Below are 22907 nucleotides of genomic sequence, written 5' to 3'. Positions count from 1 at the left end.
GGCGTATCGAAATACGCCATTTTTAAGTAAAACTTAACAATAAATATTTTTATTTTTGCAAGGCAATGTAATCGAGCAAGATATGAGCTGATTCAGTGACAAATGCCTCTTCTTCAGGTAAAGGTGGGCGTTGATTAGTTTTCATCTTAGCACGCGATTCAGCCAAAGCTTCCATCGACGCCTGATAACTTTCCCAATTTGGATAAGCAGTTTTACCCATTGCTATACGGCGTTTGTTTTCTTCTGCCAACGTTTCTTTTTCCAAAGCGATGAGTTCAGCTTTACGTTGATCGATATCCAACACGATTTGTTTTTTCTCTTTAGCTTTCTGCGAAATCGCTTTACGCGCTTCTAGATACTTAAATTGAATATCATTCGCAACACGCTGTTTTGAATGAGCAGCTAATTTTGGTACAAATGCTTGCACTTCTCCCTCACGTTTGAAAGGAGCTGTAGGGATGGTATCCCACTCTAAAGCATTCTTAGCTTTACGCTCCCCAAACTCTTCATCGTAGATATCAACCAATTGAATATCAGGCACAACCCCTTTATTTTGTGTGCTTCCACCAGTAACACGGTAAAACTTTCGTTGCGTCAATGTCGCTTGACCATACGCTAAGCTGTCCAATTGAACTTGAGCTGTACCCTTACCTGTCGTAGTACTTCCAATCACAATTCCACGACCATAATCCTGCACAGCAGCTGAATAGATTTCACTTGCTGATGCAGAAGCCAGATTCACCATGACAGCCAATGGACCTGCGTAGGTTTGAGCGCCTCCATCACGATCTTCGAAGACACTGACGTTACCATTCCCATCCCGAATTTGAACCACTGGACCAGATTTAATCACTTGCCCAATCATTTTTGCCACTTCTTCGAGTGAACCGCCAGGGTTATTACGAAGATCGACGATAATGCCATCGACATTTTGCGCAGCTAAACTTTTCAATGCATTATTGGTATCTTCAGATACTGAACGATAGCTTTCACCAGCACGACGGGCACGGTAGTTGTAATAGAACGATGGAATTTCGACTACCCCAACTTTATGTTTCTTGCCATCTCGTACAATTTCTACTGTTCTTGAACGTACACCTGCATCCTCTTCTTGAATCACATCACGTACGATAGTTACGGTACGTGCCTGACTCATAGATGCTCCAGGTCCGAGCAATTTAATGGTGACTTTAGTCCCACGCTTACCTCGGATCAATCCAACGATTTCAGAACTGGTCCATCCAATGACGTCGACCATTTTGTCACCGTCTTGCGCGACACCAATAATACGATCACCAGACTTAACCTGTCCTGTCTTAAACGCAGGACCACCATCTACGATCGTCTCGATACGCGTATAGTCTTCATTCCCGCGTTCTGGGCGGATCGACACACCAATCCCCTCAAGCTGCAATGTGGTCTGACGATTTAACTCAATCGCATCGATTGGTGGGAAATAATTACTGTGCGGGTCATAAGTCGCTAACATAGCATTGAGCGTTTTTTCTAAAACGTCATCGCTTTTTGTACGCTTCATACGTTCTAATTGACGCATATAGCGCTTGGTCAAAGTCTGAACTGGCGTTAAATCTTCAGCTGAAGTGAGATCTTGCCCTGCTGCTAAAGAAGGATCATCTTTCAGCGCTTTTTGCTTAGCCAAATCTTCTTCTTTAGCAATCGTTAAATTGATTAACTGAGACACCAGCATTTTGCGCCATTGATTTTCTTGCTCAGCTTTATTTTTGAAAAATGGAGCCTTTTCACGATCAGACTCGATAAACACATTAGGTTGATTTAGGTTTTGCGGTTTTTTTAACTCCGCCAACATAAACTCATAGAATGACTTTAAACGATCACGATATTGAGCGTGAATGGCATAAGGTCCTTCAAGGTTACCCGCTTTGAGCACCGCTCCAAAAGTTGGTCCGTATTTTTTCTTATAGTTTGCCACTTCATCTGCCAAGAAAAGGCTATGGTCAGGATCAAGACTATCAATATACATATCAAAAATACGTTGTGAGGTCGTAGCATCTAAACGCATATTTAAATAGTGCTGACGATCCACCAAAGTTGCTAATTGTCTTGAAACTAAAGCTTGTTCTTGTGTGGGCTTTATATTCTGAACCTGTTGAACCGCTGGTTCATTCGCTGCGATCGCAACATTAATTGTATGACCAAAAAATAAACCACCAGTGGCAATGGCTACCGCGCAAGCGATTGTTTGAAGTTTCATAACGAATTTGTCTTTCCTTGGATAAACCAAATTTACACTATTGTTTTCAGATAGAAATATTAATATTCAAAACCTTAAACAACTTTTTTATTTCTGCCGTATAGTTTTATCATAATCTGTACGGAGAAAATGTAGCAAATCATTGCAAAATTCGGGTATTGTTTTCTCTTTTAAAATTAGAATCACGGATTCCACTATGATTGGCGCATTGATGCTTGATATTGAGGGCACAACACTTAATCAAGAAGATATTCAACTCCTACAATCTCCACAAGTTGGTGGAGTCATTTTGTTTGGAAGAAATATTGAATCACCTCAACAAGTTCGCGCCTTAACGGATCATATGCGCCAAGTTCGTCCCGATATTTTAATTGCAGTCGATCAAGAAGGCGGACGCGTACAACGTTTAAAACAAGGCTTCACTCTCCTTCCTGCCATGGGACGTTTCGGTGAGCTCTATTTAAGTCAGCCAGAACGATCAATTGAATTGGCTGAACAATGCGGTTGGCTCATGGCTACCGAAGTTCTTGCAGTCGGGATCGATTTCAGCTTTGCACCTGTATTAGACCTTAACGACATCAGCGATGTTATTGGTGACCGTGCTTTTGCTAAAAATATCTCAGATATCATCCCTTTAGCCCAAGCCTTTATGCAAGGTATGAAACGCGCTGGTATGGCAACCACGGGGAAACACTTCCCTGGCCATGGCTCGGTTAAAGCAGATTCACATATTGCGGCAGCTGTGGATACACGAAGTTATGCTGAAATTGAAGCTCAAGATATGCAAAGCTTTATTCAACTCCAACCTCAACTTGACGCACTCATGCCAGCACATGTGATTTATGAAAAAGTAGATCCAAATCCTGCTGGTTTTTCTCAGTATTGGGTTCAAAAAGTACTTCGTGAAACACTTCAGTTTGACGGTGTCCTGTTTTCTGATGACTTAAGTATGCAAGCAGCTTGTGTTGCAGGTGGTGCAGATGCTCGCATCAAAGCCGCGCTTGAAGCTGGCTGTGATATGGGCTTAGTCTGCAATAATCGGGAATCTGCATGTGTCGCGCTCAGTGCCATAGAGAATTATCCATTGCCGAACCAAGAACGCTTAGAGCGTATGCGCGGTAAGATTCAAGAGATTCGCATTGGTGAACAACTTGACTTAGGCAACGAATGGAAATCTGTCAAAAAGGTCATTGAAGATTTTAGACAATCATTTTAATAATACAGGGAGCATTCTAATGCTCCCTTTATCTTGACCAATCCAATAATAATCATAGCCAAGGATGTGTATGTCTCAATCAAAACAATCAAAGCACCGTCATATTTCGTTTACTGCTCACTACACTGGCTATATTTGGTACCAAATGGGTATCTCTCACGAAGCATTTGCGACTTCGAAAGGTAAAGCGTTGGTGCAATTCGCTCACCCTTTTGAAAGTATGGCTGAGAAGTTTATCGGTGGAAGTATGCGTTCAACCCTGAAGACACGACATACATTATTAGACGATCACTTAAAATTATTAATCAAACAATATCCAAACCTGCAAATTTTAGAAATTGCAGCGGGACTTTCACCTCGTGGTTGGTGGTTTAGATCCCATTATCCCGAAATAGATTATCGCGAATTAGATTTACCAGACATGGCTACCACAAAACAATCCGCTTTGAATAAAATCGATCCCGAAAGCCCTAAAGTTTTATCAGCAGACTTATTCACGGATGATTTCAAAACAGCTTTTGACGAATTCGACCCAACACGACCGCTAGTGATTATCAGTGAAGGATTAATCAATTATTTTAATCAAGATTTACTCAAACAATTGCTGAATTCGATTGTGCGTTTTGGTCAACCATTCCAAACGCTTCATTATTTAACTGACCTTTATCCCGAGCCTGTGCAACATAAACTGGCTAACTTAATTTGGTCGAGCAGCAAATTACTCAAATACGCTTCAAGAAGTGCATTTACCTTCCACTTTAAAGACCCTTTAGAGGTACAGCACTTTTTTAAACTGTCAGGTTTTACTGAAGTTGAAGTCATTCAACCTCAACTGTATTTTGAAAAAAAGAATCAAAATATGGATACAGATCAGCATCTTGGTGATCTAGTATGGATGATTCATGCAATAAAATAATGATTCGTTCGTAGCAATATTACGAAGTATCTATTTTTTGATTCAAATGAATTCAATGACAGCCTAATCCACGCTGTCATTGTGTTTATGGGTATCTATAAATTGAAGTAAGCGATCAGCCACTTCAAAATAACCATGCTTGAATAATGCTCTTACTTCATTTCCAATAAAATCGAACATTAAACATTCGACAGCAAAATGTCCTTGCTCATCCTCAAATTCAATTGCAAAACTTCGAGCATCTTCCTGTAAGACTTCAACTTGAGATGGATCATCCAAAAAGAATGATACACCAAAGTAATTCAGGTCTTTAATTTCAACTTCAAAACGTTGTGCATTTGTTTGATGAATTAAAACAGAATGTGCATTTTTAAGGGCAAATCGAACTTCCCCTCTGCGATCCAATGATTGCATTTGGTCTTTATCTAAATAAATGATCCCATCTAGATTATGAATCGATTCGCCTTTTAAGAAACTGGTAAAAAGATTCATGGTTTCTTTTCGGCGTTGCAGTTGAGGCACATGATCCGCATTTGCAATCATTGCAAACTCAACATCAGGACATTGCAAGGCAAAATTCGCATTCTCAAATGGCAAAGTAAAACTATCGAATTGACCACATGCGACCAATGTTTTACACATCGGAATTGGAACATGGGAAAGACGCAATAAACGATTACAGTTGATTTCATATCGCTCACGCTCAGCGATATCAAACTCAGACATCTGCTTATAAAAAAGTCGTTTAGCTGTTGGAGACATACGCGTTTGATCTAATTTTGCATGATTCACCAAGTACAAAATGACAGCCTGACCAAACTCATCCATACGTTGCTCTTGCATCAATATTAATGACTCTTCAAGCAACATACGCCAGCTTTTACGCGTCTTCTGCATGACGCCCATCAGAATCAATCGATCTACCAGTTCTGGGCGATAATGAGCAAAACAGGAAGCAACCACAGAGCCTAATGACATCCCCATGACAGAGACTTTCTTAATCTCCACCAAATCCAACCATTGACCTAACATTTTTGAAAGCTCTGGTAGCTCTAGAGTACCAGCAGAAATTCCAGTATCACGATTGTGGATTTGTTGATTTGAACCTAAAGATGGTAAGTCGATTAAAATAACAGGTCCTTTCTCGAAGAGCTGTTCAACGCAATATTTATATGAATTAAAATTTTGAAATGCGCCTCCGACAATCAGCGTTGGCGTCTGGTACAGTGTTTCTGGCGATGCGATCGCCATATATTCAATTTTCCAGCCATCAATCCATGTGGTTCGTGGCGGCTCTTTAAAACTATTTTTATGGTACAGATCAAAAAAATGAGTGCTGTCTTCAGCTGAATAATCTTCAAGCTCCATTTTTATCATGGAATTCATTCCCTTATCTCCATTTGGCTTTATTGTTTTGTTTTCACAGCCGTTAATTTGATCATACTCTCAATTCGTTATGATTATGCAACATAATTAACATTCATTTCATTTTATACAGATGCATGAAATCTGCGCAATGCAAGAATTCACCTTTTATCTTTTTAACTGCCGTTAGGTTCTAAAAATAGTTACAAGTTTTATCAACTTAGCTTTTTTCGATGATAAACATAGATTGTTGTCATCTGCGCTGCTACTATTTGAATGAGATTTTAAAATGATCAGTTAAACTGCTATGCAAGACTCCATCGAACAGTACATGCAAGTCGTCGGTCAGAATGCGCGTGAAGCTTCACGCTTTTTGGCTGGCTCTTCGACTTTTGAACGAAATAATGCTTTGACGGCAATCCATACCGCTTTGGAAGACCATCAAGCTCAAATTCTAGCTGCGAATAAACTAGACATGACTCGTGGTCATGAAAACAATTTAGACAGCGCATTACTCGATCGTTTGGAACTTACACCCACACGCTTCAGTGGAATGTTACAAGGTCTTAAAGATGTCATCAGTTTAATTGATCCCATTGGTGAAATTACTGACCTAGCTTATCGCCCGTCTGGTATTCAGCTTGGAAAAATGCGAGTGCCTTTAGGTGTCGTAGGTATGATTTATGAATCACGTCCTAACGTCACTCTAGAAGCAGCCTCTTTAGCGATTAAGTCTGGCAATGCCATCATTCTTCGCGGTGGTTCAGAGGCATTAGAGTCAAACAAAGCCATTGCTACCGCAATTCAAAAAGGTTTAGAGCAAGCTGGTGTACCAGTTAACGCAGTCCAAGTTGTCAATACAGCAGATCGTGCTGCAGTTGGGCAATTGATTACCCTCTCTGAGTATGTTGACGTTATTGTTCCACGTGGTGGCAAAGGCTTAATTGAACGTATTACACGTGAAGCGACTATTCCTGTAATCAAACATCTTGATGGTAACTGTCACGTCTTCGTTGAGGCCCAAGCAGATCTACAAAAAGCATTGCCAATTGCGTTAAATGCAAAAACTCATCGCTATGGCGTATGTAATGCCATGGAAACGCTGCTGGTTGATGAAAAAGTTGCTGATGACTTTCTGCCTCGCATTGCTGAACTTTATGCTGAAAAACAAGTTGAGTTGCGTGGTTGCTTGAAAGTCAAAGCAATTTTAGGTGAACAGATTAAAACTGCGACCGAAGAAGACTGGTATGAGGAATATCTAGGACCTATTTTAGCGGTTAAAGTAGTCAGTGGCGTTGAAGAAGCAATTTTGCATATCAATAAATACGGATCGCATCACACTGATTCGATTATTACTGAAAACTTTAGCACGGCCCGAAAATTCCTTACTCGCGTCGATTCAAGTTCGGTCATGGTTAATGCCTCTACTCGTTTTGCTGATGGTTTTGAATATGGTTTAGGTGCTGAAATCGGCATTTCAACAGATAAAATTCATGCCAGAGGTCCAGTCGGATTAGAAGGACTCACCTCACAAAAATGGATTGTTTTAGGCGATGGCCAAATCCGTCAATAAATCTAACTTAAAAAAACAAAGCCCTTTGAGTAAAGGGCTTTGTTTTTGAGTGATTCAACTCTTCATAACGAAATAAAAAACGTATAAATTAAATCAATTACAAACCAGAAGTGGTATATAAAAAATACAATACATGCTATGTTTTACGCATACAATTTAATTAAAACATAACCATCATTTATTTAATAAATGAATAAAGAAAGACTATAAATTTTAATTATTATTGCCTTAGTGGTCGATAGTGCTTAAGTCTAATCACCTAAAGTCTATCTAGGACAATAAAAAAACGCATGATACAAATGCTTCACGATCAAGAAATAACATTTTTTGTTCATTTGGAAGAAAACAAACGAAATATTAAAATTGCCAGTAAAGGAACACACCATGCCTCATTCAGTTCTTATCATCAATTGCGGTTCTTCTTCGATCAAGTTTGCATTATTACTTAAAGATCAAGATTTCCGAATTCATGGTCTTGCTGAAAACTTAGGTACGCCAGAAGCGCGCATCAAAGGCGTGACTGTAGGCAACGAACCAGTTGATATTCGTATTCCAAATGCAGACCATAAAGAAGCACTTGAAGTTGGATTATCTCGCTTAGCGAATCACAAGCCTGATGCCATTGGTCATCGTATTGTACATGGTGGTTCTTTAACTCAAGCAGAGTTAATCACCGATGAAATTATTGAAAAAATCCGTGAAGCAACACCTTTAGCTCCATTACATAATCCTGCACATCTCGTTGGGATCGAAGCGACTAAACGTTTGTTCCCAGACTTACCGCAAGTTGCAGTGTTTGATACAGCGTTCCATCAAACAATGCCAGCGCATGCCTATCGTTATGCGGTACCAAAATTTTTATACACTGAACATAATGTTCGCCGCTATGGATTCCACGGTACGAGCCATGCCTATGTATCAGATCGTGGTTCTGAGCTTGCTGGTAGTTTCCGTGAAGGTGGTTGGCTCACCGCTCATTTAGGCAACGGTAGTTCTACTTGTGCAATTTGGAATGGTAAAAGTGTTGATACCTCTATGGGATTAACGCCACTCGAAGGTTTAGTGATGGGTACCCGTAGTGGTGATGTAGACCCAAGTTTACATAATTTTTTAGCCAAAAACCTAGGATGGGACATTTACAAAATTGACAGAATGCTCAATAGCCAATCTGGTTTATTAGGACTTTCAAACCTGTCAAACGATATGCGAACACTTATCGAAGCTTCAGAAGAAGGCAATGAAGATGCTGCACTTGCTATTGAAGTATTCTGCTATCGTCTTGCTAAATCATTAGCAGCACTCAGCTGTGGTTTACCTCGTCTTGATGGCTTATTCTTCACAGGTGGTATTGGTGAAAATTCAGCATTTATCCGTGAAAAAACATTATCTTATTTGCCACATTTTGGTTTTAACTTTAGCAAAGAAAAAAATGACCAATTAGCTCGCGGTACAGAAGGTCGCATTGATAAAGGTACTGGTCCGCAAATTTGGGTCATTCCTACAGATGAAGAAGGACGTATTGCACAAGAAACAGAACATGTGGTGAATCAAATCGGAGATGTGAATTCATCTGAAAAAAAGTCTAAACTTGAAACCGCGACTGCTTAAGTAGTCGCCCGCTCAGACATATTTACATATTTCTTTTTTATTTTTAGATATAGATTTTGATGATATGAAAACAATTGTACTTGTTCCAACTGGTGAAGGTGTAGGTCTGACATCAGCGTGTTTAGGCTTAATTTATGCACTTGAGTGTCAAGGTGTAAAAGCTGGTTTTGTTAAGCCGTTTTCACAAGAAGTACATGCTGAAAATTTCGATCGCACCACAGCGTTATTCCGCCATGTTTCTCAGAACGAAACAGTTGAACCAATCTCATATCAAAATGTAGTTCAGCAATTAAATGCTGATGAAAGTGATGAGTTATTAGAAGAAGCTGTTCGTCTACATCGTCAAATTGCTAAAAAACATGATCTTATTATTGTGGAAGGGTTAGTTCCAAACAGCCGTGATAGTTTTGCATCTGAACTGAATGCTCAACTTGCTCAGGCACTAGATGCGAAAGTCATCATTGTGAGCAATGCTGATATCAAACAACCAACCTATACAGCAGAAAAAGTAGAAACCCAATTACGTAATTTTGGTGGAGCAAACAGCAACCGAACAGCTGGTGTGCTTTTCATGCGAACCAAAGGTCTGTCCGAGGAGTCTGCACAGATTCCAGTGACCATTGATCCAAATCTTCGTCTGACACAAGAGACTCAACAATTTGTTGGGGAAATTCAAAAAACACATCCACTGATTGGTTCCGAACAACTTCCTGTTATTGCATTAGTACCATTTAGTAATACTTTAAGTGTGCCGCGAATGTCTGATATCGCGCAACATATTCAAGCAGAATGGATTAACTTAGGTGAGGCTGCACAACGACGTGTTCTGCATAGTAGCTTGATCGCTTCAAATATCGAGCGCGAACTGCACAAATTCACGGCAGGTGAACTGATTATTAGCGCATCAGATCGTATTGATGTATTACTTGCAAGTAGTTTAGCAAGCAGCAATGGTATTCCTCTTGCAGGTTTAGTACTGACTGAACATTATGCGCCTAATCAACAAGTACTGGCTTTCTGCCAAGCTGCGATAAAACAGGGCTTACCTATTTTACACACACCACTGAGTACCTTTGAAACAGCGACTCAATTGGCTAATTTAAGCAATGAAATTCCTGTAGATGATACTGCTCGCGCTGAACAAGTCACTCGATTTGTATCTAGCCATATTGATGCGGATTGGGTAACGCAGTTGCTGAATGGCTCATACCAACCACGTCTTTCTCCATCTGCATTCCGTCATGAGTTGGTACAAAAATCAATTGCAGCGAAGAAAAGAATTGTTCTTCCTGAAGGTGATGAACCTCGTACGATTCAAGCAGCCGCGATCTGCCAATCACGTGGTATTGCTCACTGTATCTTACTAGCAAAACCAGAAGCAGTTTTAGATGTAGCTAAAGCTCGAGGGATTGAATTACCTGATGATTTAGAAATCATTGATCCAGACCTCATCCGCGACAACTATATTGCGCCAATGGTAGAGTTGCGTAAAGGCAAGTTAAATGAACTGCAAGCGAAAGAACAGTTACAAGATACAGTGGTTCTTGGAACGATGATGTTAGCACTAGATCAAGTGGATGGATTAGTTTCAGGTGCAGTTCATACCACAGCCAATACAGTTCGCCCTGCATTTCAGTTGATTAAAACGGCACCTGATTACTCTTTAGTTTCGTCTGTTTTCTTTATGTTATTACCAGATGAAGTGTATGTTTATGGTGACTGTGCAATCAATCCAGATCCTAATGCAGAGCAACTTGCTGAAATCGCGATTCAATCTGCCGATTCAGCCAAAGCGTTTGGTATTGATCCACGTATTGCCATGATTTCATATTCAACCGGTACATCTGGCACAGGTGCTGATGTTGAAAAAGTTGCTGAAGCAACACGCATCGCAAAAGAACGTCGTCCAGATTTATTGATCGATGGCCCCCTTCAATATGATGCTGCATCTGTCGAAAGTGTGGGACGTTCTAAGGCTCCTGACTCTCAAGTGGCTGGACGTGCCAATGTCTTTATTTTCCCAGATCTTAATACAGGTAATACCACTTATAAAGCTGTTCAGCGCTCTGCCAATGTGGTGAGTGTTGGACCAATGTTGCAAGGTTTGAATAAGCCAGTCAATGACTTATCTCGAGGTGCTTTGGTTGATGACATTGTATTCACTATTGCACTCACTGCTATTCAAGCAGATCAGCAAAGTCAATAATTTATTTAACAGAGGGGCAACCATTATGGCAAGAGCTAGGGTTTTTTTTGACTAAGTTTTTTAAAAATATTCAGGTCAATTAATAAATCTGAGGTGTTATGCCTATGGATCATTTTGTTTATTGAAATCGTATTCAAAAAACAAGAACTCTGATGAGTTCTTGTTTTTTATAATAATTAAAATTAATTCTGAATAAATTCAAGAAGGTCAGGATTAATCACGTCAGGATTAATAGTGAGCATCCCATGTGAATAACCTGGATAAATCTTTAAAGTTCCATTTTGTACCAATTCAGCCGATAACTTTCCTGAAATATCAAGAGGAACAATTTGGTCATCATCACCATGTAAAACTAATACTGGCACTGAAATTTTCTTAAGGTCTTCTCTAAAATCAGTTTGGGAGAAAGCCACAATCCCATCATAGTGTGCTTTAGCAGAACCCATCATCCCTTGTCTCCACCAATTTTGAATCACTGGTTCAGACGGCTTCGCATTCGGACGATTAAAGCCATAAAATGGACCTTCAGGTACAGCACAATAGAATTCAGCTCGATTTTTAAATAACTGAGCCTGCATATCATCAAAAACAGCTTTCGGCAATCCATTTGGATTATCTTCAGTTTTCACCATATAAGGTGGTACAGAGCTCACAAGAACAGCTTTAGAGACACGTTCCTCACCATATCTTGCTATATAGTGTGCAACCTCTCCACCGCCTGTTGAATGACCAATATGAATCGCCTTTTTAATGCCCAAATGCTCTACAACAGCCGCAACATCATCAGCATAATGATCCATATCATGACCTTCAGACACTTGAGAAGATCGTCCATGACCACGGCGGTCATGCGCCACTACACGGTAACCTTTGTCTAAAAAGTAAAGTATTTGCGCATCCCAATCATCTGAACTTAAAGGCCACCCATGATGAAAAAAAAGAACCTCACCGTCACGTGATCCCCAATCTTTATAAAAAATTTCAACACCGTCTTTAGTCTTTACATAACTCATTTTCAACTCCTTAAATTGGTTGAATAATAATTGAATATGAAATCAAATTAATTCTTAAGCAATTGAATATTTTAAAATTTAATTCGATTTATTAGGGTTAGAACTTCATTAAAAACTTAAATGTGTCAAAAGCCTAGTAAACATTTAGAGTATTAAAACTGTTCTACCTCAAATTAAAGTAACGGATTTGGCATAAGTTTAATTGACTCAGATGATATAGTTTAAGTATCAATTGAATCATTTTCTGCAGTTTTTCTTTTTCGGTATTGCAAAGGTGTCTCACCCGTCCAACGTTTAAATGCTCTTGAAAAAACAGAACTCTCTGAGAAACCGAGAACGCTGACAATATGACACATGGAAATCTCTTTGGATGCTAATAATTGCTTTGCAGTCCGAATACGATAATGAGTTAGAATTTTCTCGAAAGAAGTGTCAATATCGGTTAAACATGCACGTAAGGTGTTGACCTTCATATTTAACTTGTCTGCCACATGCTTTAATTGAACATTGCCTGATTCGAGTAAAACATCAGCTAGAATTTGTTCTATATCAGAAATAAGTTCATATTTTTCAACCTGTCTCATCTGACGTTTTGCATAAGTTTCATGGATGGCAAATAATTCAGGCTCATACCAGTCAAATTTTAAATTCAACAACGCTGCATCAAATATAATTTTCCCATCTGGACAGCCCAACTCAACTTCACATCCCCATACGCGCTTGTATTCTATTAATGTCGCACCATATTCATAGGGTAAATAAATTTTAATTGGGCGGAATTGATCATCTGTAATGAATTTCAAAAACTTTAAAATCACACTGATTACAATCTCTAAATAATGCCGAACAGGATGATTAAACCCTTGAATTCCAGCAACATGCCCATTTGTGAACAGGCTAAAATGAAAAGCTGAAGAAAGTAATTTTTGGTAATTTAAAGCTTTCTCTAGTCCAACTTTAAATCCCGAACTACTCAAAAATAGATACTCAATCAATGAGCCTCTAATTACAGGAAAATGCTCTCCTACATGTAAACCAATATATCTGTTATTAGAAACTTTTTGCGCTGTATTCCAAAATCGGTACTGACATGAATTATCTCTGCGAACTGTCTTATCAGGCAAATGTGCGGGCAATCCTACATCTTCTAAAATTTGCTCTACATTTAATCCCATCTTTTGCATTGTGATATAGGCATAACTCAGAAAGACTCCAGCGTCACTTGACTTCATATTTAATTAACTTCTAGATTTTATGAAATATATAAATAATATTGATTTTTAATTATATAAATATTTACTTAATACTTTCTATTGAAAATCTTAACAAAATTTAATTTCACAAAGTCAATGTATTAGAATTATTGATGACTAAAATAGTGAAATTTCACCCATTTAATCTATAAATATTATGAGATAAATTTGAAAAAAATTATTGTTATTTATAAAAAAGCTTAAACAACTTATTACGTAAACGTATTTCCATCTAAAAAATTAATTAGCAAATATTAATTTTAACTTTTCTATGAATGAATCTGCTCTCTTAAACTTTCGCCCAATTCCTCAGCAAAAAAGCCACAATTGAATCATTTTGTCTTATAATTTAGCCCGCTAGCTATCAGCCCGCTCAAGAGATATTTGTATGACAACTATTATCAAGCAAGACGACTTGATCACATCCGTTAAAGATGCGCTTCAGTTCATTTCTTACTATCATCCACAAGACTTCATCCAAGCAATGAGTCGTGCGTATGACCGTGAAGAAAACAAAGCTGCCAAAGATGCGATCGCACAAATCTTAATCAATTCACGTATGTGTGCCGAAGGTCACCGTCCGATCTGTCAAGATACTGGTATCGTCAACGTATTCGTTGAAGTGGGCATGGACGTTAAATTTGATTTAACAATGAGCTTAGACGACGCGATTAACGAAGGTGTTCGCCAAGGTTACTTAGAAAACTCTAACGTACTTCGTGCATCTGTACTTGCTGATCCTGCTTTTGGCCGTAAGAATACGAAAGACAACACCCCTGCTGTGATCTACCATAAACTTGTTCCAGGTAACAAAGTAGATATCACTGTTGCAGCAAAAGGCGGTGGTTCAGAAAATAAATCTAAACTTGCAATGTTAAACCCATCTGATTCAATCGTGGACTGGGTACTGAAAACTGTACCAACCATGGGTGCAGGCTGGTGTCCTCCTGGTATGCTCGGTATTGGTATCGGTGGTACAGCTGAAAAAGCCATGATGCTTGCTAAAGAAGCATTGATGGAAGAGATCAACATGGACGAGCTTCTTCGTCGTGGTCCACAAAATAAACTTGAAGAACTTCGTATCGAAATCTTCGAGAAAGTAAACGCGCTGGGTATTGGTGCACAAGGTCTTGGCGGTTTAACGACTGTTCTAGACATCAAAATTAAAGACTACCCTTGTCACGCTGCGGGTAAACCAGTCGGTATGATCCCGAACTGTGCTGCGACTCGTCACGCACACTTCACACTAGACGGTACAGGTGTTGCGAATATTATTGCACCTAAACTTGAAGACTATCCTGAAGTCACTTGGGACTCATCTTCTTCTAAACGTGTTGACTTAGATAACATCACACAAGAAGAAATGAACTCTTGGAAACCAGGTGATACGCTTCTTCTTAACGGTACAATCTATACAGGTCGTGACGCTGCGCACAAACGTATGGTTGATATGTTAAACAACGGTGAAGAGCTTCCTGTAGACCTTAAAGGTAAGTTCATTTACTACGTTGGTCCTGTTGATCCAGTGGGTGACGAAGTTGTAGGTCCTGCAGGTCCAACAACTGCAACACGTATGGATAAGTTCACACGTCAAGTTTTAGAAGCAACTGGTCTTTTCGGTATGATCGGTAAAGCGGACCGCGGTCCTGCTGCGATTGAAGCAATCAAAGACAATAAAGCAACTTACCTCATGGCTGTAGGCGGTGCTGCATATCTCGTATCTAAAGCAATTCGTGAAGCGGAAGTTGTCGCTTTTGAAGATTTAGGTATGGAAGCAATCTATAAGTTCGTGGTTAAAGATATGCCTGTATCTGTTGCAGTAGACGTTAACGGCACATCAGTTCACGCAACTGCACCAAAAATTTGGCAGGCTAAAATTGGTAAAATTCCAGTTGTAGATGCAGCTGCACAATAAATAATATTCGACTTGTCTCAAGTTCAAAAAGCACTCTATCATTAGGGTGCTTTTTTATACCGAGAATACTCATGAAAATTTTAAGAACATTATTTTTGAGCGGATGCATGATCTGCTCACCTGCGGTTATGGCAGCTCAAGCGACTGATCAACAAATCGAAAAACTCATACAAGTATTGAATTTAGATCAGCTCTTACAAAGTACGCTTAAACAAATCCGACCTCAAATTGATCAACAGGCCTATAGCATTGTTCAAAATATTGTTAAGGCCGAAAAATTAACACCACAACAACAAGTTATTGCCAATGAACTGGCTGATAAAATTCACCAAGAAAATATTAAGCAAACTTCTTGGGAAAAACTTAAACCGATCTATCTCAAAATTTATAAAGATGTCTATGATGCCCAAGAAGTTCAAGCCCAGATCGACTTTTATTCCTCTCCAACAGGTCAATCCATTTTAAATAAAGGTCCACTTGTTGCTCAAGAATCCATGAAAATCCTGAATCAACAACTTGCAGGCTCTTTACAATCTACAGAAAAGAATTTTGCTGAAGTCCAAAAGAAATTAGAACAACTACAAAAACAAAGTATTCATACTGACTCGAAATAAGCTAAAAACCATTCTGCTGAATCAGAGTTACCATGTGCGTGGATCATATATCTTAAAAGGTTCTGTTAAGCGCACATCATCACTGGCTTTATATTCTTTATTTTTAATTTTTTCTTTTGATTTTTGCAATGTTCCGTTCGGTTGAATAACGGCAACATAGTTAAGCCCAGGCGTTTTCAACTGAGTCATGCCAATTTCTCTTAATGCCTGTTTTGTTGGCATTTGCATCAATGGTCCAACTCTGAGGAGATCTTCACTACCATTTGGTCCACCTCGAAACTGTTCTTCTTCATATTTTAAGAAATACTGCTGCCCCGCTTTAACACTAAAACTTGCAACCAAAGGTTTTTGAAAATGCATCACAGTTAAAGGTCGACTGATACTAAGTTGATAATCCCCTTCAGCCAGCTCTATCCAATAATAATGATTGCTGATTAAACTCGGAATGCGCTTACCATTTAGAAAAAAACTCGGTGCAATAATTTCCTGACGATTCCACTTACTATCAGGACGGTACAGATACAACACTGCGGCTTGCTGATGTTGAGGTTTTACACGGCTGAAAAACTGTCCTGGTTTTTGATTTACCCATGAGCCCAGCTCAAATCCTGCAACTTTATATTGAGCTAGCTTCTGAGATACAAAAGTTTTTTTCTCACTAAAATCTACCGGTTTTAACGTTGAAACCACATGAGTTTGATTATTTTCGTTAAGCCCTTTATGTGTCTGACATGCCACAAGAAACAGACTCAAAGCACACACTGCTACGGTTGATCGCATGATTATCCCTCATCACGAATACTTTTTATTCTATGTCATGTTTTTGTTATCGTTAGATTATCATCTCAATCCAAGATTAAAAACAAAAAACGCGCAAAAAGTGGGACTTTTTACGCGTTTCAGATGAATTACAATCAATTAAGCAGATTTAGTATCTAAAATCTTTAAATCGACCTTTTCTTCAACTTGTTGTTCTTGTTTAGGTTGGCGCTCAGCTCGATATTCTGGTTCAGCATTTTCATTGATCACAGCTTCATTGATCACAACAGTACCAATATCAGAGCGACTTGGTAAATCGTACATCGTATCGAGTAAGACGTTTTCAAGAATTGAACGTAAACCACGTGCACCTGTATTACGCTCAAGTGCTTTTTTCGCAACAGCTCGCAATGCTGAATCTTCAAATAATAGATCAACATCTTCCATTTCGAACAAGTATTGATACTGACGGGTTAATGCATTTTTTGGTTCAGTCAAAATTTGCATTAATGCTTCTTCGTCCAATTCTTCGAGCGTTGCAATCACTGGCAGACGACCAATGAATTCAGGGATTAAACCAAATTTCACAAGATCGGCAGCTTCTACCTGACTAAATAATTCAGATAACTTCTTAGAGTCATCTTTAGTCTTCACGTCAGCAGTGAAACCAATTCCACCTTTTTCTTGACGCTGTTGCACGACACGCTCCAAACCAGAGAATGCACCACCGCAGATGAACAGGATATTAGACGTATCAATTTGAATGAACTCTTGCTGTGGATGCTTACGACCACCTTGAGGTGGAATTGAAGCTACCGTGCCTTCGATCATTTTTAAAAGCGCTTGTTGAACACCTTCACCTGAAACATCACGTGTTATTGAAGGATTTTCAGACTTACGGGTAATCTTATCGATCTCGTCGATATAAATGATACCCTTCTGTGCTTTCTCAACATCGTAATCTGCTTTTTGTAGCAATTTTTGAACGATATTCTCAACATCTTCACCAACATAACCAGCTTCAGTTAATGTCGTTGCATCAGCCATCGCAAATGGCACATCTAATAAGCGCGCTAAAGTTTGCGCCAACAAAGTCTTACCCGAACCTGTTGGTCCTATGAGTAAGATATTGCTTTTAGCAAGTTCTACACGATCTTCTGACTTTGCAGTTGATTGAGTCACTTTAAGACGTTTATAGTGGTTATATACCGCAACAGAGAGCGTTTTTTTCGCAGTGTCTTGACCAATCACATATTGATCTAAAGCTGCACGAATTTCATGCGGCTTAGGTAATGGACGAGTTGCCCATTCACCAGTTTCGACTTGCTGGCTCGTCTGAACTAAATCTAAGCATACATCTACACATTCATTACAAATGTAAGCGTCCTCGCCTGCAATGAGTTTACCCACTTCAGACTGCGTTTTACCGCAAAATGAACAATGCTTTTGTCCTTGAGGATTTTCAGACATCTTCACTCCAAATAAATTTCTATGCTTTACAGCTTAAAGTTGCGGACGTTTCGTTAAAACTTCATCGACCAAACCATATTCTTTTGCAGCTTGAGCGGTCATAAAGTTATCACGGTCTGTATCACGTGCAACAGTTTCATAATCTTGGCCACTGTGTTCAGCCATTAGACGGTTCAAACGCTCTTTAATAAATAGAATTTCACGTGCATGAATTTCAATATCTGAGGCTTGACCACGGAAACCACCCAATGGTTGATGAATCATAACACGAGCGTTTTCTAAGCAGTAACGTTTACCCTTAGCACCAGCATTCAATAAAAAAGCGCCCATTGATGCCGCTTGACCCATGCAATACGTCACGACGTCTGGTTTGATGAATTGCATCGTATCGTAAATTGCCATACCCGCAGTCACTGAACCACCAGGTGAGTTAATGTACAAATGAATATCTTTTTCTGGGTTCTCAGCTTCTAAGAACAACATTTGCGCAACGATTAAGTTCGCCATATTGTCTTCAACTTCACCCGTTAAGAAAATTACACGTTCGCGTAAAAGACGCGAGAAAATATCAAAAGAACGCTCACCACGAGATGATTGCTCTACGACAACTGGAACCAAAGCATTATCAATTGTTGGAACATACATACGTTATTTATTCCTAAATTTTTTGTCACTCAATACATTTTCACAATATGAGGGATAATTGTCGAAAATGCAAAATATTCACCATTAAATATCAGATATTTTTTGATTAGGCTTTGTGAATACAGGACAAGTTGATCCATATTTTTTACAAGAAAAAAGGCGCGTTAAGCGCCTCTTCCTTCGGATAACCGATTAGCCTTGTTGACGAGCTTGTTGTTCTTTCAACAATTCTTCATAGCTAACAGCTTTATCAGTTACTTTAGCAGACGCTAAGATGTGATCTACAACTTGGTCTTCTAAAACAACAGCTTCGATTTGTGCACGTTGTTGCTTATCATTTTTGAAGTATTCAATAACTTCTGTAGGGTCTTCATAAGAAGTCGCCATATCTTCGATATAAGCTTCTACACGTGCTTGATCAACTTCGATTTTTGCTTCAGCAAGAATACTGCTCACCAAAACACCTAATTTTACTGATTTTTCAGCTTGCTCTTTGAATAATTCATCTGGAAGCATGCTTGAATCAAATGCTTTAGCGCCTTGAGCACCAAACTGTTGAGTAAACTGTTGGATCATTTGTTGACGTTGACGGTCAATTTCTTGAGACAACATAGATGCAGGTACTTCAATTTCATTTGCAGCTACAAGCGCATCAAAAGTTGCACCTTTCACTTGATTGCGAAGACCGTTTTTCACTTCACGTTCCATATTTTTGCGAACGTCAGCTTTTAACTTCTCAACACCTTCTTCTTCAGTTAAACCAAAGATTTTTAGGAATTCAGCATCTACGTCAGGAAGCTTTTGTTTTTCAACAAGCTTAACTGTGATTTTGAATTGAGCTGATTTACCTGCAAGGTTTTCTGCTTGGTAATCTTCAGGGAAAGTTACATCAATTACTTTCTCTTCGCCTTTCTTCATACCAACGATACCGTCTTCGAAGCCAGGGATCATACGACCAGAACCTAATACAAGTTTGAAGTCTTCAGCAGAACCACCTTCAAATTTTTCGCCGTCAATAGAACCTTCGAAATCAAAAGTAACTTGCATGTCTTTTTTAGCCATGCCTTTTGTTTCAGTCCAAGTCGCGCGTTGCTTTTGAAGATTTTCGATCATTTGATCTACATCTTTATCATTTACTTCAGTAGATTTACGTTCAACTTCTAAACCGTCAAACTTAACTGAAACTTCTGGGTAAACTTCAACAGTTGCTTCATAAACTAAAGCATCTTCTTTGTTTTCAACTTTTTCAATGTTAGGCATGCCTACAGCATTGATTTTCTCTTGTTGAATTGCTTCGAATACTGTGTCACGAATAACATCATTTACCACTTCTTGGTAAATGCTCGCGCCGTATTCACGACGAACAACATTTAAAGGCACTTTACCTGGACGGAAGCCGTTGATCTTAACTGTTTTAGCAGTACGTTTTAAACGAGCTTCGAATTGCTCATTAACACGGCTCGTCGGTACAGATACATTTAAACGACGGGCTACGCCCGAAACCGCTTCAGAAGTTACTTGCATGGCTTCCTCGATATAGAAATAGTAATTGCAATTTTTAAAGTGCCACATTATATGACAACAATCAAAGATATACAAAATACCTTTTTCAAACCATCTTTTTTATAAAGCTGTAAATGTTTTTTTGCTCACAAGGTTTGAGCATATTCAATTCATATTTCTTAATTATTGTTTGTTTTTTATTGCAAATGATAAAGTTTATCATTAATATTTGCATCAAATTTGATCATGCCCTCAAGCATCACTCATACCAGCGGAAGAACATAATATGAGTAAGTTTAAGCTTCAACCTCTTACAGTTGCATTATTCGCTTTGTCTAGCGGTGTAACATCTGCAAATACGACAAATGAAAATAGTGCTCATCAACTTTCTACAATTGTAGTTTCTGCTGCGGGTTTTGAGCAGGATCTTAAAAATGCACCTGCATCGATTAGCGTAATTACCTCTGATGATTTACAAAAAAAAGGCATCACTAGTATTGCTGATGCACTAACTGATATTCCAGGTATTGATGTCCGCAATGGTCAAGGTAAAACTGGTGGTTTAAACATTCAAATGCGTGGCCTTAACCAAGAATACACATTAATTCTTATTGATGGACAGCGTCAAAACACTGCAGGAAATATTGGTCCTAATGGATTCGGTGAGTTCGGTACAAGCTTCATGCCACCATTAGCATCTATTGAAAGAATAGAAGTTATCCGTGGTCCAATGTCAACCCTTTATGGCTCAGATGCTATGGGTGGTATCATTAATATTATTACAAAAAAGGTAAGTAATCAGTGGAATGGTAATGTCTCTGTTGAACATAATATTCAAGAAAATAATGACATTGGCAACAACTGGAAAACAAGTGCTGTTGTAAATGGCCCATTGATTCAAGATAAACTCGGGATTCAAGTACGCGGTGAATTTTTCAACCGTGATGAGTCAGATCGATTGGTTCCACCTGCAAAAAATATAGATCAAGGAAATCAAGGTCGTGACCCACGTAATGTTGAAGCGAACAATTATTCTGTAGGTACAAAGTTAACTTATAATATTAATGATAGTATTTCTTCTTGGGTCGACTTCGATCATTCAGAACAACGCTACAATAATGAAGATTCAAGATTAGGTGAACAATATACTTATAGAAATAATGCTATCTCGGGTTTATCATCATATAGAGATGAAATTAAATTTTTAAGAGATCGCATCTCTGCGGGTGTCGATGCTGATTTAGCAATAGGCCAATGGAAAACTTTTGCAAGTCATGTCACTTCGGAGCAGAAAGGACGTATTCTTCCTGCAGGGAATGCACCAGAATATAACTACTATTCAGATGGAACAGGTGATCGTAAATTAGAAAATACTGATTTAACTATAGACTCACGTCTTATTACATCAATCTCTAACCATAAATTAACTACTGGTATTGAATATAAAGATAATGAAACCGTCGATGCCTCTGCAGGTAATATTAAATTCAAACAAGATTCTTGGTCGGTATTTGCAGAAGATGAGTGGGCACTAACTGACTCATTAGCATTAACATTTGGTGGCCGTTATGAAGACCATAGTGCTTTTGGTAGTCATTTTACACCACGAGCATATGTCGTTTGGAATACAAATGATTATTGGACCTTAAAAGGTGGTGTGAGTACTGGCTACAAAGTACCTACAGCAAATGATTTAGCTGATGGTATTAATGGTTTTGGGTCACAAGGTCAAAGTGTCACTTTAGGTAATCCTGATTTAAAACCTGAAAAAACAACAAACTATGAATTAGGTTTCATTTATGACAACCTATCCAACTTCAATCTAACAGCTACGGGTTTCTATACCCAGTTTACAGATCTCATTATCTCCGGTGCTAATGTCATCGATAACTGTATTTGGGCAGAAAGACCTGCTGGAGAAATCCCAGCAGCAAACTGTATGACTGTTGGTAATTTCTCATATCAAGAAAATTTCTCTTTCCAAGGCAATGCTGATGAAGCTGAAAGTTATGGTGTTGAACTAAGCGCAAAATATGATATTTCTCCGAATATCAATCTAAAAGCAAATTATACTTGGCTAGAATCAGAAATTACGAAAGGTGTAGACAAAGGTCAACCAATTGAGAATACTCCTCGCCATGCTATAAATATGACTGGTACGTGGTTAGTTAATGACAAATTCTCTACTTGGTTAGAAGCTGAATATAAATCTAAACGTACTCGTTTTACAGATCCTGATGCGAATACAAATACCCAACGCGAGGTGGCTGTAACTAATAATGAACTTAAAGCATATGAACTATTTAATTTAGGTGCGTCCTACAAAGTAAATAACCAAGTTACCCTATCTGCTCGAATCAACAATCTCTTAGATAAAGATTTTGGCGAATATAAAACATTTACCAACACATCTGGTGATACTGTAAATGCTTTCCTATATACAAAAACTACGAGCAGTTCAGCAGGTACATATATTCCAGATCGCAATTATTGGTTATCCGTTTCATATAATTTCTAATTCTAGGTCGATTCTCTCTAGTAAAACCCTGCGCTAGCAGGGTTTTTTATTTTAATAAAATTCCCTATTAAAAATAGCCATACAAAAATGTAGAAACTTT

16 protein-coding genes are annotated in these 22907 nt (G+C 38.7%); 8 read left to right on the top strand and 8 right to left on the bottom strand.

Annotation, left to right across the window (positions count from 1 at the left end; all coding sequences use genetic code 11):
- Positions 1–49: 49 nt before the first annotated feature.
- Positions 50–2233, bottom strand: coding sequence for a carboxy terminal-processing peptidase (locus tag AC1M9D_RS01255; protein ID WP_481611329.1), 2184 nt, complete (start codon positions 2231–2233; stop codon positions 50–52).
- Positions 2234–2429: 196 nt separating this feature from the next.
- Between AC1M9D_RS01255 and nagZ the strand changes: the two genes are divergently transcribed.
- On the top strand, positions 2430–3449 hold the full coding sequence (gene nagZ, locus AC1M9D_RS01250; RefSeq protein ID WP_481593310.1) for a beta-N-acetylhexosaminidase: 1020 nt from the start codon (positions 2430–2432) through the stop codon (positions 3447–3449).
- Between the two features lie 70 nt (positions 3450–3519).
- Complete coding sequence (locus AC1M9D_RS01245; protein WP_035265290.1) at positions 3520–4365, top strand: class I SAM-dependent methyltransferase; 846 nt, start codon at positions 3520–3522, stop codon at positions 4363–4365.
- A 63-nt stretch (positions 4366–4428) separates the two neighbouring features.
- Here AC1M9D_RS01245 and AC1M9D_RS01240 read toward each other — a convergent pair whose 3' ends face one another.
- Positions 4429–5751 carry an alpha/beta fold hydrolase gene (locus tag AC1M9D_RS01240; RefSeq protein WP_481611328.1) on the bottom strand — a complete coding sequence of 441 codons (1323 nt, stop codon included), beginning with the start codon at positions 5749–5751 and terminating at the stop codon, positions 4429–4431.
- A 286-nt stretch (positions 5752–6037) separates the two neighbouring features.
- Here AC1M9D_RS01240 and AC1M9D_RS01235 point away from each other — a divergent pair, with 286 nt between their 5' ends.
- The 3 genes from AC1M9D_RS01235 to pta all read left to right on the top strand — a co-directional run bounded on the left by AC1M9D_RS01235 (position 6038) and on the right by pta (position 11117).
- Positions 6038–7303 carry a glutamate-5-semialdehyde dehydrogenase gene (locus AC1M9D_RS01235; RefSeq protein WP_035265287.1) on the top strand — a complete coding sequence of 422 codons (1266 nt, stop codon included), beginning with the start codon at positions 6038–6040 and terminating at the stop codon, positions 7301–7303.
- Between the two features lie 384 nt (positions 7304–7687).
- Positions 7688–8911 carry an acetate/propionate family kinase gene (locus tag AC1M9D_RS01230; RefSeq protein WP_481611327.1) on the top strand — a complete coding sequence of 408 codons (1224 nt, stop codon included), beginning with the start codon at positions 7688–7690 and terminating at the stop codon, positions 8909–8911.
- A 64-nt stretch (positions 8912–8975) separates the two neighbouring features.
- The gene (gene pta / locus AC1M9D_RS01225) at positions 8976–11117 is read left to right on the top strand and encodes a phosphate acetyltransferase (RefSeq protein ID WP_481611326.1); all 2142 of its coding nucleotides are present in this window, start codon (positions 8976–8978) and stop codon (positions 11115–11117) included.
- Between the two features lie 182 nt (positions 11118–11299).
- Here pta and AC1M9D_RS01220 read toward each other — a convergent pair whose 3' ends face one another.
- Together AC1M9D_RS01220 and AC1M9D_RS01215 are read right to left on the bottom strand one after the other, a co-directional pair.
- A complete protein-coding gene (locus AC1M9D_RS01220) occupies positions 11300–12130 on the bottom strand; it encodes an alpha/beta fold hydrolase (protein WP_481611325.1) in 831 nt (276 codons plus the stop codon).
- A gap of 221 nt (positions 12131–12351) precedes the next feature.
- Complete coding sequence (locus AC1M9D_RS01215) at positions 12352–13362, bottom strand: AraC family transcriptional regulator (RefSeq protein WP_481611324.1); 1011 nt, start codon at positions 13360–13362, stop codon at positions 12352–12354.
- Positions 13363–13771: 409 nt separating this feature from the next.
- Between AC1M9D_RS01215 and AC1M9D_RS01210 the strand changes: the two genes are divergently transcribed.
- Positions 13772–15298 carry a fumarate hydratase gene (locus AC1M9D_RS01210; protein WP_035265279.1) on the top strand — a complete coding sequence of 509 codons (1527 nt, stop codon included), beginning with the start codon at positions 13772–13774 and terminating at the stop codon, positions 15296–15298.
- A 71-nt stretch (positions 15299–15369) separates the two neighbouring features.
- Positions 15370–15912, top strand: coding sequence for a DUF2059 domain-containing protein (locus AC1M9D_RS01205; protein WP_035265277.1), 543 nt, complete (start codon positions 15370–15372; stop codon positions 15910–15912).
- Between the two features lie 27 nt (positions 15913–15939).
- Here the strand turns inward: AC1M9D_RS01205 and AC1M9D_RS01200 are convergent, their stop codons facing one another.
- From AC1M9D_RS01200 to tig, 4 genes are all read right to left on the bottom strand, one after another.
- Positions 15940–16692 carry a DUF2846 domain-containing protein gene (locus AC1M9D_RS01200; protein ID WP_481611323.1) on the bottom strand — a complete coding sequence of 251 codons (753 nt, stop codon included), beginning with the start codon at positions 16690–16692 and terminating at the stop codon, positions 15940–15942.
- A 138-nt stretch (positions 16693–16830) separates the two neighbouring features.
- Positions 16831–18141 (bottom strand): ATP-dependent protease ATP-binding subunit ClpX, encoded by a 1311-nt coding sequence (clpX, locus tag AC1M9D_RS01195; protein WP_179998657.1) that lies wholly within the window; start codon positions 18139–18141, stop codon positions 16831–16833.
- A 33-nt stretch (positions 18142–18174) separates the two neighbouring features.
- Positions 18175–18786, bottom strand: a complete 612-nt coding sequence (clpP, locus tag AC1M9D_RS01190) for an ATP-dependent Clp endopeptidase proteolytic subunit ClpP (protein ID WP_035265270.1) — start codon at positions 18784–18786, stop codon at positions 18175–18177.
- 192 nt (positions 18787–18978) lie between these two features.
- The gene (gene tig / locus AC1M9D_RS01185; RefSeq protein ID WP_180028337.1) at positions 18979–20310 is read right to left on the bottom strand and encodes a trigger factor; all 1332 of its coding nucleotides are present in this window, start codon (positions 20308–20310) and stop codon (positions 18979–18981) included.
- 265 nt (positions 20311–20575) lie between these two features.
- On the opposite strand from tig, the gene AC1M9D_RS01180 reads away from it, so the two are divergent.
- On the top strand, positions 20576–22807 hold the full coding sequence (locus tag AC1M9D_RS01180; protein WP_481611322.1) for a TonB-dependent receptor domain-containing protein: 2232 nt from the start codon (positions 20576–20578) through the stop codon (positions 22805–22807).
- Positions 22808–22907: the final 100 nt, after the last annotated feature.

This window comes from Acinetobacter sp. ANC_7682, from assembly GCF_056779795.1.
Note: the sequence above shows the minus strand (reverse complement) of the source record. Positions and strands in the feature narration are given on the sequence as shown.